Origin of the sequence: Shewanella sp. M16 (assembly GCF_018224605.1) — a bacterium.
Classification (GTDB): Bacteria; Pseudomonadota; Gammaproteobacteria; order Enterobacterales; family Shewanellaceae; genus Shewanella; species Shewanella oncorhynchi.
The window spans coordinates 55,401-67,701 of the sequence record NZ_JAGTUL010000015.1 but is presented as its reverse complement, the minus strand read 5'-3'; the positions used below and the strand labels follow the sequence as shown (position 1 = coordinate 67,701).

The window sequence follows — 12,301 nt, the reverse complement described above, 5'->3', positions numbered from 1 at the left end:
TGTCAAATCCAACCTCAGGGTGAAGTATTATGAATGCATTAATCGAGATAGAAGCCACCGAATTCAGCCAACTGTTCAAGAGTGGCGACATGCTGGGAATTAGGATGTTTATGGAACATGTGCGCATGCCGCTGGATGTTCAAGACAAGATTTATGACGAAATTTCTGCGCTTCAGCAATTAGAACAAAACCCAATTGCCAAGCTCATTGAAACCCACGCCCATTCCCAAATTCATGAACGCCTAGCTTATTAGCCTTCCATTCAATGAAAAATTTATCTATGCCCAACTGCAGCTTCTGGCGGTTCATTCAACAGAAGCTGTCTAACCCACCCACTCTCCATCACACAGAATCAAATTTCAGCCAAAAAATAAGGCCAAATACTTGGGTATTTGACCTTAATGATCTAGCTAGTTTCAGATTTTAACCACAGCCTTAGCTCGGTTTTTCTTCCGTTAAGCCTATGCTATTCATCCAATAATCGAAATCCACCATATTACCCGGTAACACCACTCGACTATTCTTCTGGCTTAAGCCATCGAGCTGTTTAAAGTATTGCTCACCGAGTTGCATCCGCAGGGCATTGTGACCACCCGGCGCGGCAATCACAGAGGCTAAACGCTCAATCGATTCCGCCGTCGCACGGGAAATCGTTAATATCTCTTCGGCCTTACCTTCGGCTTCATTGATACGGCGCTGCATTTCCCCTTCAGAACGGTTAACCGTCTCGGCTTTAACCCCTTCAGAACGATTGATTTTACTCTGTTTGTCGCCTTCACTCTTAGCCAATAATGCACGGCGCTCACGCTCGGCATTTACTTGCATTTCCATGGCATTTTTAACGGTTTCAGGTGGTGTGATATTTTTTATTTCATAACGATGCACACGTATTCCCCACAGGGCACCCGCTTGATCTAAGACTTGCACTACCTTGGCTGAAATCACATCACGCTCTTCAAACGTACGATCAAGATCAAGTGTCCCTATGACAGAGCGCGTCGTCGTTTGCGCCAACTGAATTGCTGCATAACGATAATCAGTAATACCATAGCTGGCCTTCACTGGGTCAGTCACAGAGATATAAATCACCCCATCCACTTCAACGTTTACTTCGTCGCTCGAGAAACATTCCTGCGGTGGTACGTCAATGGTTTCTTCTTTCAAATCATGAATAAAAGCCACTTTATCCACAAAGGGGATCAAAGTATGGAACCCCGCATCTAACGTACTGTGATACTTACCTAAACGCTCAACAATAAAAGCCGATTTAGTGGGCACTAGGCGGATCGATTGAAATAGTTTAATCACAAAAATGGCAAATATCAGGCCCCAAATCGCCATCACAATCAAATCTGTATCTACTGGAATATTCATTATCGCGCTCCTTTGCCAAGATTATTCTGGCCACTCATAGTCTGAGTGACTTGCTCCATACCTTCGAAGAAACCTTCAAGTTTTGCCATTTCAGCGGGAACAACAGAGACTTGTGCATCATTGAGGATCTTACCAACTTGAGCAATAAACTGTTCTTTTAATAGCATATTCATCGCATCTGTACCGCCATTGACGGCTAATGCTTGCGAGATCATTGCCATACCTTCGGATTTTGCTTTGGCTATGATAGCGATCTCCTGACCTGTACCTTTAGCTTCATTAATCCGTTTCTGTTTTTGACCTTCTGACAGGTTAATGGCCTCTTGGCGCTCACCTTCAGACATATTGATCATCGCGGCTTTTTCGGCATTCGCTAAGGTGATTTCGGCACGTTTACGGCGTTCAGCTTCCATCTGCTTCTCAAGGGTGTGGATAACATGGCGTGAAGGCGTGATATTACGAATTTCATAGCGCAATACCTTGATTCCCCATGGCTCGGAAGCCTTATCTATTTCCCGCACGATTGATTCATTTAAGCTATCACGCTCAGAGAAAGTCTCACTCAAACTCAGCTTGCCGATTTCAGATCGCATAGTGGTCTGGGCTAAATTCACCGCTGCTTTACGATAGTTTTCAATACCATAACTCGCCAGTTTGCCATCCATCACTTTTAGGTAGACCAAGCCGTCCACTTCAAGTTGAGTGTTATCTTTGGAGATACAACTCTGTGGCGGCACATCTAATACTTGCTCACGGGTATCGTGACGGTAGGAGACGCGATCGAAAAAAGGGATCAAAATATGAAATCCAGGGCTTAATACTGCGCGGAATTTGCCAAGACGCTCAATGACATGCACTTCACGCATCGGCACAATTAACATCAACTTATAAAGAATAAAAAAGATAAATAAAATGACTAAGGTAAATACAAACATAGATTCCATCCTTTAGTTTTTGGAAGCTTCTATTGAAATAGGCTCAACGACTAGAGCGATATTTTCACGACAAATAATTCTGACTTCGGTACCCGCCTCAATAATGCTGCCATCGCCAAGCGCTGGCCATTCACTACCTTGAAACTCCACCCGCCCAGGTGTTTGCCCAGGACCTATGGTCTGCTTTACGCGAACAATTTGATTGTATAGTTCGATTGCTTCATCCGTGTTATCCACATGGGAATCACCACCAACGAGCCTCTGAGTGACTTGCCTGAAAGCCAATAACAATACAATGGCAGAGATAAACCACAGGGTCATGCTCTGCACGACACCTTCGACCAGTCCTATGCCTAACGCACTTGCCACGACTAAACAAGCCGCACCCAGCAACACTATGATGCCACCTGGAACCACTATTTCGGCGAGCATTAACACTAAACCAATCACTGCCCACACTAAAATCGGATTTGAAAACTCCATATTTCCCCCTGAAATGAGAGTGTCCTTTACTGCACTATAACAGCAGAGTTTCGGATAATCGACATAATATGTCAAAATTTACCCTGTCAAAACGCACACTCAATCACCTATGACTTAATCCTCATTCTCCCATATCCGCCCACGAAAGCCGTCAGGTTGTTTTAAAATTAAGCATAATCAATTCAAAAAGATAGCAAGCCCCCAATCCACAAGCGGCGCAATGACAATAAAAAACATTAAAAATCAATTATCTAAAAATAAAACCCCTCACTAATGATTATGTGATTTTGACAACAACATTCGATAAAAACTTTGAATAAATGTAAATTTTTGCATATATTGCCCCCACTTTTGTGCCAGTCCTTTGACGTACACTCGCGCTAGGTTTGAACTTACCCATCAAACCATGCCATAGGTCAGAGAGCGGATTGAGTAAGACACGAATTAACTTCGACCTATACAACAGGAAATAACAATGAAAAAAACATGCCTATGCCTAGCACTAATGCTTTCTCCTCAAGCATTTGCGGGTGACTTAGTACAGTGGTGGGATTTCAGTGCAACAGCCCTCTATGGCGAAGACTACGATTTAGCGCCATCAGATAAACAAGCCACTATTACCTTAGAAACGGCTGGCGGCTGGAAATACGGTGATTGGTTTGCCTTCCAAGATTTTATCTATTTCAAAGGTAACGATACAGGCATGGAAAGCACTACCTATGGTGAAATTTCGCCACGTTTTAGTGCCAGTAAAATTCTTGGCGAAAAAATAGCCTTTGGCCCAATAACAGACTTGTCTCTAGCGTTAACCTATGAAGAAGGTGAAGGCCCAGTCCATAGCCTACTTTACGGCCTAGGGGTCGACGTAGCAGTACCATACTTTACTTATCTTAACTTTAATACCTATCGCCGCGATGGTATGAGCACTGGTAACAATAGTGACGGCTGGCAGTTCACTCCTGTATTTCGTATCGATATCCCTGTTGGATCTGCCAACATAGTACTCGATGGCTTTATCGACTGGGTATTTGCCACCGACGATAACGGCTACGAGGAAAACTTCCATTTCAACCCACAGCTAAAATACGATCTCGGTAAGAGCCTGTTCGGTGATCATCAAGCCAATAAATTATTGGTGGGTATCGAATACGATCTGTGGACCAATAAATACGGTGTGAAAGGCGTCGATCAAGACACTTACTCTGTGATTGCTCAATACCATTTCTAATCGGTATCGGCATAGTTTTAAAGCAACAAAAAAGGTGCCATTGGCACCTTTCTATTCTGAGCACTCACTTTGCAGGGGAGTGTTGCTTAGCTTACTAAAAATTAAGCTAACAATTTTTTCGCTGCTGCAACCACGATAGAAACCGCACTCACTTCAGTTTTCTTCATTGTGGCTTCATTAGGAATTTCTTGTTGGGTGCGGTTTACAATCACACCAGCAACGCAGGCTGCACGCCAACCTTGAGTAGCACACATAGTGAACAAAGTGGAAGACTCCATCTCATAGTTCAGTACGCCCATATCTTGCCATTCTTTCATTGAACCCGCGAAACGACGCGTTACACGGCCTGTGACAGTGTCATAACGCTCTTGGCCTGGGTAGAAAGTATCAGAAGAAGCTGTTACGCCAATGTGTGGCTCAACGCCAGCATCGCGACACGCCGCAACCATAGCAGTGGTACATTCAAAGTTTGCAACCGCTGGATATTCCATAGGTGCAAAATGTAAGCTTGCGCCATCTAAACGCACTGAAGCTTGAGTCACAATCACATCGCCCACATTTACATGAGGTTGGATTGCGCCTGTAGTCCCTACACGCAGGAAGGTATTCACACCTAATTGTGCAAGTTCTTCTACTGCAATAGAAGTAGATGGACCACCGATACCGGTTGAACATACTACTACTGGCTTGCCATCGGCATACGCTAAATAGCTTGTATACTCGCGGTGGCTAGCAAGAAACGTCGCATTATCCATTAGTTCGGCAATACGTTTTACACGCTCTGGATCACCAGGAACGATTGCTAAGGTTGCACCATCGAGCATCGCTTTGGTCAAACCTAAATGAAATACATCAGCCATTGTGAAAACCCCTTTCATTTTTGATAATTAAATTCTTATAAAATCGACTTTAACCTAGTATCGAAGCGGTGAAGGTTAACTTGATCACAGAATTATCGGCAAGAAGTAATTGTTTAGTCGTAATGAAATTACCAACTACACCAGCATCTGCTCACAAGATAGCAAATTTGCCCATATTTCGAATGTCAGTCTGATTTATACCAAACAAAGTGTGAACTAGATCCTGAACTCATGCCAGAGTCTGTGGCAACAAATACCTAAGGTACTGATTTAAAATAGATTAAAATAAATCATCCATTAGTATTAATCTAAGTGACCGCTAAAGGTGATCTAAGTCACGTTTAACGACTTAGTATAAGGTTAGGGTTAAGGCGTAACCTGAAGTGTAGTAAATGACGACAAGGAGAATGCCGATGTTTCCAGAGTACAGAGAATTAATTTCCACCCTGAAAACCCAAGATGCTCATTTTCAACGTAAGTTTAATGAGCATAATCAGTTAGACGAGGAAATCAAACAACTGGAAAAACGTGTCGCCAGTGATTTCAATCCCACTGTGAAAGAACTCAAAAGCAGAAAGTTACACTTAAAAGAGGAAATTTATCAGATCCTCAAATCCCACGAGTAATCCCACTATTACTCTAAAGACAAATAAGGGCGCCTAAGCGCCCTTATTAATGTCATCACAATCGCTTACAGATAGTAATCCTTCAGCGGTGGGAAACCGTTAAAGCATACTGCTGAATACGTCGTCGTATAAGCCCCTGCGGTTAACCAATACATACGATCGCCAATGGCTAAGTCATTTGGTAAGCCATAGCTATAGTGCTCATACATGATATCTGCACTGTCACAGGTTGGGCCGGCAATCACGCATTTATCCAGCTCGCCTTGACGCTCAGTATAAATCGGGAACTTAATCGCCTCGTCCATCGTTTCAATCAAGCCAGAGAATTTACCCACATCGGTAAACACCCAACGCTCTAACGCTGTGTAAGATTTTTTGCTGATCAGTACCACTTCAGACACTAAAATCCCCGCGTTAGAGATCAACGAACGACCTGGTTCCAAAATAATTTGTGGTAAATCATCACCAAAATCTTCCTTCAAGAAGTGGGTGATTTGCTCGGCATACACACCCAATTGATTGGTTTTATCAATATAGTTAGCAGGGAAACCGCCACCCATGTTGATCATCTTCAAGGTGATATTGTGCTCATCACGCAAACGGTCAAAAATACTTTTCACTTTACCAATAGCGGAATCCCAAGCACCTATGTCACGTTGCTGAGAACCCACATGGAAAGAAATACCAAAAGGCTCTAAGCCTAATTCCTGTGCCAATACTAATAGCTCATAGGCCATTTCGTTTTGGCAGCCGAATTTACGGGATAACGGCCAATCAGCGGTATCTGTACCTTCGGTCAGAATGCGCACATAAATACGTGAACCCGGTGCTTCTTCAGCGATCATTCGCAAATCAGCTTCTGAGTCAGATGCATACATACGCACGCCACGCTCATAAAATGCACGCACATCTTGGCGCTTTTTAATGGTATTACCATAGCTGACTCGATCGGTTGTCACACCGACATTCATGACCATATCTAGCTCATAAATCGAGGCAATATCAAAGTTTGACCCTTTATCTTTTAGTAAAGATAAGATCTCGGCCGCGGGGTTTGCCTTAACTGCATAATAAACGTTGGCGTAAGGAAAACTATTAACCATGTCATCGTATTGTTTCGCTATGATACTGGTATCGATCACGACGAACGGGGTTGCTTTGTCTTTGGCAAACGCTTCAATACGCTTGAATGTGTCCATATCATAATAGTCAGCAACATCAATAGATTGAAATTGGCTCATTGGGCCAGAGTCTCCTTTGGGTCAGATAGATAACAGTAAGTGTGATGTATTAAAAACGTGCGCAGTAAACGATATTTTTTCGCTTTACGCAACGAATTTTTATGCTGAATTAATAACTTTTTATTCCACAACTCTTTAAGGAACTGAACCATCAAAAAAAGGCGCTATAAAACAAATAATTATGCACACAAACCCTAAGGTAAATTTGTGTTCATTATCAGAATAAAAAGTGAATTTTTTACGACGTTATCGGAAGGGAGATGGATAGACTGGCTGGGGCCAAAATATCCATCTAAAAACAGTTATCTTGAAGTAACAATCACACAGCGAAAAGAAGACTAATGGATGCCTTAAAATACGTCCGTTAAATCGAGTCGTTACTGCGGCTGATTGAGTTTTGCGAGAGCTTGGTTCAAGGCTTCACTGGAATCAAAATAGGCAATGTCCAAAATGTTACGCTGCTTGAGCAATATCATAGTGGCCATATCTTTGTTATCAGGTAATAAACGACTGATCTCACCATCCCTATCTAACCCAATCGCAAAAGGTAAATCTTGCATCTGTGGCACAGCCACAAATTTAGCGATCAAAGAAGGCATACCACTGATATCGGCAACATAAACTAAACCCGTTGGCATTTGAGTCGCGCTCAAGGGCGTAAGTGCATCCTTTATCACATCACCGCCTTTCATGCTGCGACTAAAGAGCAGCACTTGAGTCTCATCAGTCACATTAATGGTTTTATCATTTTGGTCGAGAAGTGAAATGGGATTAATCGCATCTCCGGCAACATAACTCGCAGCATACGCCCAGATTGGGGTTAACAGACAAGACAAACATAACAACAGCGTTTTCATAAACACTCGACTCCATTATTGGATAGGCGAACAGCATACCTGACTCCCCCTATCGACTCATTAAACCAACCACGATTACATGATACGCTTCACACATGAAGGGCGAAAAGTATTTGGTGAAATTTCTACGCTAGAATCGCACAGTTAACTTTATTACAAGGATATCATAATGATAACACCTGGACTCGATCAAGAATTGCAGCAACTACAAGGCGTTTATCAACTCATCACAGAATTTTTAGTCACCTACAGCTTTCAACTCGTAGGTGCTTTACTGATCTTTTTGTTAGGTTTATGGGTAGCCAGTAAAGTGTCACGCTTAGTCGCTAAGCAATTCGACAAACACAATATCGATATCACCCTAAGCAATTTTGTCAGCAATCTTATCCGCATTCTGATCATCGTCATGGTCGGGATTATCGCCCTCGGCAAAATCGGCATCAGTATTACCCCTATGGTTGCGGCAATTGGTGCCGCCTCCCTCGGCGCAGGTTTAGCCTTACAAGGTATGCTAGCGAACTATGCCGCAGGCGTGACTATTATAGTCACCCGCCCTTTTGTAGTAGGCAATACTATTGAAATTAAAGGGGAAAGCGGCGTTGTTAAACGTATCCACTTAGGCATGACCATACTGACCAATGAGGAAGGTGAGCAAATCAGCATTCCTAATAAGCATATCGTCGGCGAAATCCTGCACAACTCCTTCAGCAATAAGCTAGTCGAAACCCAGTTCAATCTCAGTTACAACACAGATCCCGAACGAGCCATTAGTGTGATTACTGAGTTATTGAGCAATAATCCCTATGTTTATCAAGAGACCACTCCTAATATTGGCATCAATGGTTTTAATGCTAATGGAATTGAAATGGGGGTTCGTTACTGGGTGCCCACACAAAGCTATTTTCAACATAAATATAAGGTGAACCTCGCTCTTTATAACGCCCTTAAGCAGGCAGGAATCGAGATTGCCTGCCCCATTAGAGAGATCCATCTGCAAGATAAATAACGCTAATGCCCATGGGATTGATCGACTTAGTCGATCAGCCTAGCGCACATGGGAAACTTGCATTCTTGTACAAATTTACGTTTACTATACTCCCAAATATCGATAGTGATGGACTACTATGTTGTTGATACTCATAATTATTGCTTTTATTGTACTGTTTATTTTTTTCGCTAAATATCAAAAAAAACAAGTGCAAGCTAAAGCACTTGCCGCAGGAGATCCTACTGCGCTACTCAATCATGGCTTAACACTGATTAACCAAGGCGAAGTCAACTCTGGCCTAGATTATATTCAGCAAGCAGTCGATAAAGGCTTAGCCATTGCCGCCATTGCTATGGCCGAACTTTATTCGGGTCGATTCACACAAGTCCCCGCCGATCCCAAAGCATCTAACGATTGGTATAAAAAAGCCGCGGAAATAGAGCCTCAATATTTACCCATGCTCACCCTACCTAATTTGCTCTCTTCTGAGTCGCAAACACCCGATGAGTTAATCGCACAGGTAGAGCAACTCAAACCTAATGCCGAAGCGGGACAAGCCGCGTTTCAATATGAGCTTGCTTACTTGTATCTAAGCCAGCCCTTTCTCGATCCCGATGCTAGCCAAGCAATTTACTGGTTCGAAAAAGCCGCCTCACAAGAAGACCAAAGAGCCTATTACCATTTAGCCACACTCTACTGGCATGATGAACGCGTTACTTCGGACTATTCCAAAGCACGGGAATACTTTGAGAAATCCGCCGCCGCTGGTGATGAATTAGCAAAAGATGATCTAGGGCATATGCTTGCTGCAGGCCAAGGTGGACCTAAAGATTTAGCGCGTGCAGAGGCATTACTTAGCGAGCGCGCCGCAGACGATGATTTCCGCCAGTATTATCTTGGTAAACGTTTCCTCTACGGTGAAGATTTTGCTGTCGACTATGACAAGGCGCGCCATTGGTTAAGCCAATCTGTCGCTAGAGGTAATGACTTCGCTAAGATTGAGTTTGCTCATCTTTTACTGAAAGCGCCACAAAATGAAAGTGATTACCAACAGGCTAAAATTGACTTTGAAGAATTCGCACTTAAGTGGAATGAAGACGCACTGCTAGGCTTAGGCAAGATTTATGAGCAAGGTTTAGGCGTGAGTCGCCAACCAATTAAAGCGTTAATGTATTACCTGCTCGCGGCCATGAGCAATAGAGCCGATCATCTAAAAGAATTAGCCAGATTCAGTCAGCAACTAGGTACCTTAGAGATAAGAGAGGCTGAGCGTCTACGTGACAGTTTCTTGCATCAGCATCCAATCCCCGCTGAGCAACAACAATATTTTTATATCTATAAGGCTGAATCATTTTTAAGTGATGAAAAACCCACTCAAGAGGCTCTACAAGCGGCAGAAGCTTGGTACGTCAAATCGGCAGAGCTAGGTCATGAAATTGCTATGCGGGAACTGGTCAATATTTACGGCGCAGAACAATTAAATAAACCTATACAAATGTTTATTTGGTCTAGTTTATTGCTACGTCATTTTGGTAAATACGGGATGAATAGCGCTCAACGACTCCATCAAAACACCGCAAAATCATGTTTAACCGAATCCGAACTTGCCTACGCCGAAACTCAAATTGAGGCTATTGAAACCCAATTAACGCCCTATCTTGAGTCGGATAGGTAAGTTTCCTAGCAGCGAATGAGCCCCAGAAAAGGTTTGGTCAGATTTAACAGACCAAACCGTTTGGTTACAAAATTGAGTGAATTTATAATTACTTAAAAAGCACAGTGGATGTATAAGCACTACAATCAATTATTGACCAAACCTGCGCAGCTAAACGACTCAAAAATAAAAAATAGTCAGGTTAACTGCCCAGCCCTAAATTAAAACTGACCATTTTAATAGGCAAGATGTATGAGGCTGATACTGATCATTGTCATTTCATGCTTATTTCTGCCCCAAGCAAGGGCAGAAACCTCTGCCGTTGTCTGGCAAGCACACTGCCGCGATAGGCATCCTGTTATTTATGTCGAAAATGGTGATTGCAAAGGCCCAGGTGCAGCTGTCATCAATGAAGTCATCGCCCGCCTAGGTCACAAGATAAATTGGAGTAATGTGCCTTGGGCACGCACAATTAAAGTGGCAGAAATGGGACAAGTCGACCTAATCCCTGTCCATTCGATGACACCAGAGCGCAACGATTTTCTAGACCCTATGCTACTGGGATACGACAAGCGCTACGTCTATTACTTTGCCCTTGCGAATAGACAAATTGAAGTCAAACATTTCGATGAACTAAAACCTCATATCATTGGCGCACTTAGAGGCGCTTTTTACTGTCCGCAGTTTAATGACAATCAAAACCAACTAAAAGTGTCTTTTGTTAATGATAACGGTCAGTTAATCAATATGTTGAAGGCTGAGCGTATCGATTTAGCCATCACCTCCGAACAGCATGAAATGCAATTTTTTGCTAAAGATCCCCAGCTTAAGCAGATGGAATACGTCGACATCAGCAAAAATGGCCGCTATTTCAGTATTCCGCTCATGTCGCCGCAGCATCAATATGCCAAGCAAGTTCACCAGATAGTCGACGACATGCGTACCTCAGGTGAAATTACTCAACTATTTAAATCCTACGGCGTCGAGCCTCCACTTAATCTCACTGAATCGCCCTTAGCAACTCACTAATCTGAATGCTGATAACCCAAAACTAACTTGGAATTAATTCGATCGAGCGGCTAAATGCCGTAACAAGGTCGCCAGTGTTGGCGCAACTGCCTGATGGGAGGGATAACACAAACCAATACGACGGAACATTCTCGGACCATCAAATTTCACTTGCTTGAGCCTAGGCTCATCTTCAATCAAACCATCGGGTAAAAAACTCACGCCAAATCCGGCTAACACTAGCGACATCACAAGAGACTTAGATTCGGCCTTAGCGACCAAATTAAGCGACATATTGCTGCACGCCAATAAACCTATCGTTTGCTGATGGGCTTCACAGGGTGGGCACTCAATAAAGTCAAAGCCATTGAGCTGCTCGGGGCGTAGGCTATCTACTTGGGCGAGGGTATGATCCTTGGGGACGCAGAGCACATAATCCTCCTCCCACAGCGGAAAAAATACTTCATCTTCATGGCGTAAGCTGTCGATGCTTAAACGGCAATCTGCAGGGCTTTGATAGTCCACCAGTTCAAGATCTAACTTATCAATGGCTTGATTCACCTGTTGTAAAAATCCTGCCAAACGCCGCTGGCTTAAGTCTGGCATCACAGCCAAACGTAGCTTTTGCCGGCTTGCCTTCGCCATAAACAAGCCTGGTAACTTACTCGCCTCCTCGACTAATTTAACCGCCAAAGGGTATAGATAGTGCGCGCTGTCCAAAGGTTTAACGCCTTTTTTGCTGCGCTCAAATAACTGACCACCAAGCTCTTCTTCGAGTTGCTTTAACCCAGCAGACAGTGAAGGCTGGCTCACAAAGCAACGGTTAGCCGCCGAGGTAATATTGTTCTCTTCAAAAATTGCGATAAAGAAACGCAGCAAACGCAAATCGACCATTTAATCTTCTCCGACAACCGACGAGTTCAGCACAAATTTCAACAATAGTGCCATAGGCTGAGCCTATCATATCCAGCTGGAATAAGTATTTTTCGACTGAAAATCCCCAGCCTATACTGGTTAACAGGTTCAAGACGCCGAACAACAGTTTGT

13 protein-coding genes are annotated in these 12,301 nt (G+C 43.3%); 6 read left to right on the top strand and 7 right to left on the bottom strand.

The genetic code is table 11. From position 1 onward, the window contains the following. Nucleotides 1-29 precede the first annotated feature (29 nt). On the top strand, nucleotides 30-254 hold the full coding sequence (locus KFE26_RS11850) for a hypothetical protein (protein WP_212600512.1): 225 nt from the start codon (nucleotides 30-32) through the stop codon (nucleotides 252-254). Between the two features lie 181 nt (nucleotides 255-435). On the opposite strand, the gene KFE26_RS11845 is transcribed toward KFE26_RS11850, so the two are convergent. Genes KFE26_RS11845 through KFE26_RS11835 form a run of 3 tightly spaced genes read right to left on the bottom strand, consistent with a single transcriptional unit; the run spans nucleotide 436 to nucleotide 2,792 of the window. Further along, the gene (locus KFE26_RS11845; protein WP_168825701.1) at nucleotides 436-1,374 is read right to left on the bottom strand and encodes an SPFH domain-containing protein; all 939 of its coding nucleotides are present in this window, start codon (nucleotides 1,372-1,374) and stop codon (nucleotides 436-438) included. Next, nucleotides 1,374-2,309: a slipin family protein gene (locus KFE26_RS11840; protein WP_212600511.1), complete on the bottom strand. Its 936-nt coding sequence runs from the start codon at nucleotides 2,307-2,309 to the stop codon at nucleotides 1,374-1,376. Before KFE26_RS11840 ends, KFE26_RS11845 begins: the two co-directional genes overlap by 1 nt. 12 nt (nucleotides 2,310-2,321) lie before the next feature. Continuing rightward, complete coding sequence (locus KFE26_RS11835; RefSeq protein WP_212600510.1) at nucleotides 2,322-2,792, bottom strand: NfeD family protein; 471 nt, start codon at nucleotides 2,790-2,792, stop codon at nucleotides 2,322-2,324. A 475-nt stretch (nucleotides 2,793-3,267) separates the two neighbouring features. On the opposite strand from KFE26_RS11835, the gene KFE26_RS11830 reads away from it, so the two are divergent. Further along, entirely contained in the window at nucleotides 3,268-4,020 is a 753-nt protein-coding gene (locus KFE26_RS11830; protein ID WP_028759442.1) for an outer membrane protein OmpK, read from the top strand. A gap of 101 nt (nucleotides 4,021-4,121) precedes the next feature. Here the strand turns inward: KFE26_RS11830 and udp are convergent, their stop codons facing one another. Continuing rightward, nucleotides 4,122-4,880 carry a uridine phosphorylase gene (gene udp, locus KFE26_RS11825; protein ID WP_105251257.1) on the bottom strand — a complete coding sequence of 253 codons (759 nt, stop codon included), beginning with the start codon at nucleotides 4,878-4,880 and terminating at the stop codon, nucleotides 4,122-4,124. Between the two features lie 413 nt (nucleotides 4,881-5,293). Between udp and KFE26_RS11820 the strand changes: the two genes are divergently transcribed. Further along, nucleotides 5,294-5,506, top strand: coding sequence for a YdcH family protein (locus KFE26_RS11820; protein ID WP_006083288.1), 213 nt, complete (start codon nucleotides 5,294-5,296; stop codon nucleotides 5,504-5,506). Nucleotides 5,507-5,571: 65 nt separating this feature from the next. Here the strand turns inward: KFE26_RS11820 and KFE26_RS11815 are convergent, their stop codons facing one another. Together KFE26_RS11815 and KFE26_RS11810 are read right to left on the bottom strand one after the other, a co-directional pair. Further along, on the bottom strand, nucleotides 5,572-6,747 hold the full coding sequence (locus KFE26_RS11815) for a type III PLP-dependent enzyme (RefSeq protein WP_105251256.1): 1,176 nt from the start codon (nucleotides 6,745-6,747) through the stop codon (nucleotides 5,572-5,574). A gap of 377 nt (nucleotides 6,748-7,124) precedes the next feature. After that, nucleotides 7,125-7,604 carry a hypothetical protein gene (locus KFE26_RS11810; protein ID WP_105251255.1) on the bottom strand — a complete coding sequence of 160 codons (480 nt, stop codon included), beginning with the start codon at nucleotides 7,602-7,604 and terminating at the stop codon, nucleotides 7,125-7,127. A gap of 169 nt (nucleotides 7,605-7,773) precedes the next feature. Here KFE26_RS11810 and KFE26_RS11805 point away from each other — a divergent pair, with 169 nt between their 5' ends. From KFE26_RS11805 to KFE26_RS11795, 3 genes are all read left to right on the top strand, one after another. Further along, entirely contained in the window at nucleotides 7,774-8,610 is an 837-nt protein-coding gene (locus tag KFE26_RS11805) for a mechanosensitive ion channel family protein (RefSeq protein WP_131523458.1), read from the top strand. Between the two features lie 118 nt (nucleotides 8,611-8,728). Continuing rightward, nucleotides 8,729-10,267: a tetratricopeptide repeat protein gene (locus KFE26_RS11800; protein WP_212600509.1), complete on the top strand. Its 1,539-nt coding sequence runs from the start codon at nucleotides 8,729-8,731 to the stop codon at nucleotides 10,265-10,267. A 231-nt stretch (nucleotides 10,268-10,498) separates the two neighbouring features. Further along, nucleotides 10,499-11,275 carry an ABC transporter substrate-binding protein gene (locus KFE26_RS11795; RefSeq protein ID WP_212600508.1) on the top strand — a complete coding sequence of 259 codons (777 nt, stop codon included), beginning with the start codon at nucleotides 10,499-10,501 and terminating at the stop codon, nucleotides 11,273-11,275. 33 nt (nucleotides 11,276-11,308) lie between these two features. Here the strand turns inward: KFE26_RS11795 and KFE26_RS11790 are convergent, their stop codons facing one another. Next, nucleotides 11,309-12,148, bottom strand: coding sequence for a LysR family transcriptional regulator (locus KFE26_RS11790; RefSeq protein ID WP_212600507.1), 840 nt, complete (start codon nucleotides 12,146-12,148; stop codon nucleotides 11,309-11,311). Nucleotides 12,149-12,301: the final 153 nt, after the last annotated feature.

Coding starts and splice junctions, on each gene's coding strand:
- KFE26_RS11850 (WP_212600512.1), top strand. CDS start 30: ATGAATGCATTAATCGAGATAGAAGCCACCGAATTCAGCCAACTGTTC.
- KFE26_RS11810 (WP_105251255.1), bottom strand. CDS start 7,604: ATGAAAACGCTGTTGTTATGTTTGTCTTGTCTGTTAACCCCAATCTGG.
- KFE26_RS11830 (WP_028759442.1), top strand. CDS start 3,268: ATGAAAAAAACATGCCTATGCCTAGCACTAATGCTTTCTCCTCAAGCA.
- KFE26_RS11795 (WP_212600508.1), top strand. CDS start 10,499: ATGAGGCTGATACTGATCATTGTCATTTCATGCTTATTTCTGCCCCAA.
- KFE26_RS11790 (WP_212600507.1), bottom strand. CDS start 12,148: ATGGTCGATTTGCGTTTGCTGCGTTTCTTTATCGCAATTTTTGAAGAG.
- KFE26_RS11840 (WP_212600511.1), bottom strand. CDS start 2,309: ATGTTTGTATTTACCTTAGTCATTTTATTTATCTTTTTTATTCTTTAT.
- KFE26_RS11805 (WP_131523458.1), top strand. CDS start 7,774: ATGATAACACCTGGACTCGATCAAGAATTGCAGCAACTACAAGGCGTT.
- KFE26_RS11820 (WP_006083288.1), top strand. CDS start 5,294: ATGTTTCCAGAGTACAGAGAATTAATTTCCACCCTGAAAACCCAAGAT.
- udp (WP_105251257.1), bottom strand. CDS start 4,880: ATGGCTGATGTATTTCATTTAGGTTTGACCAAAGCGATGCTCGATGGT.
- KFE26_RS11815 (WP_105251256.1), bottom strand. CDS start 6,747: ATGAGCCAATTTCAATCTATTGATGTTGCTGACTATTATGATATGGAC.
- KFE26_RS11845 (WP_168825701.1), bottom strand. CDS start 1,374: ATGAATATTCCAGTAGATACAGATTTGATTGTGATGGCGATTTGGGGC.
- KFE26_RS11835 (WP_212600510.1), bottom strand. CDS start 2,792: ATGGAGTTTTCAAATCCGATTTTAGTGTGGGCAGTGATTGGTTTAGTG.
- KFE26_RS11800 (WP_212600509.1), top strand. CDS start 8,729: ATGTTGTTGATACTCATAATTATTGCTTTTATTGTACTGTTTATTTTT.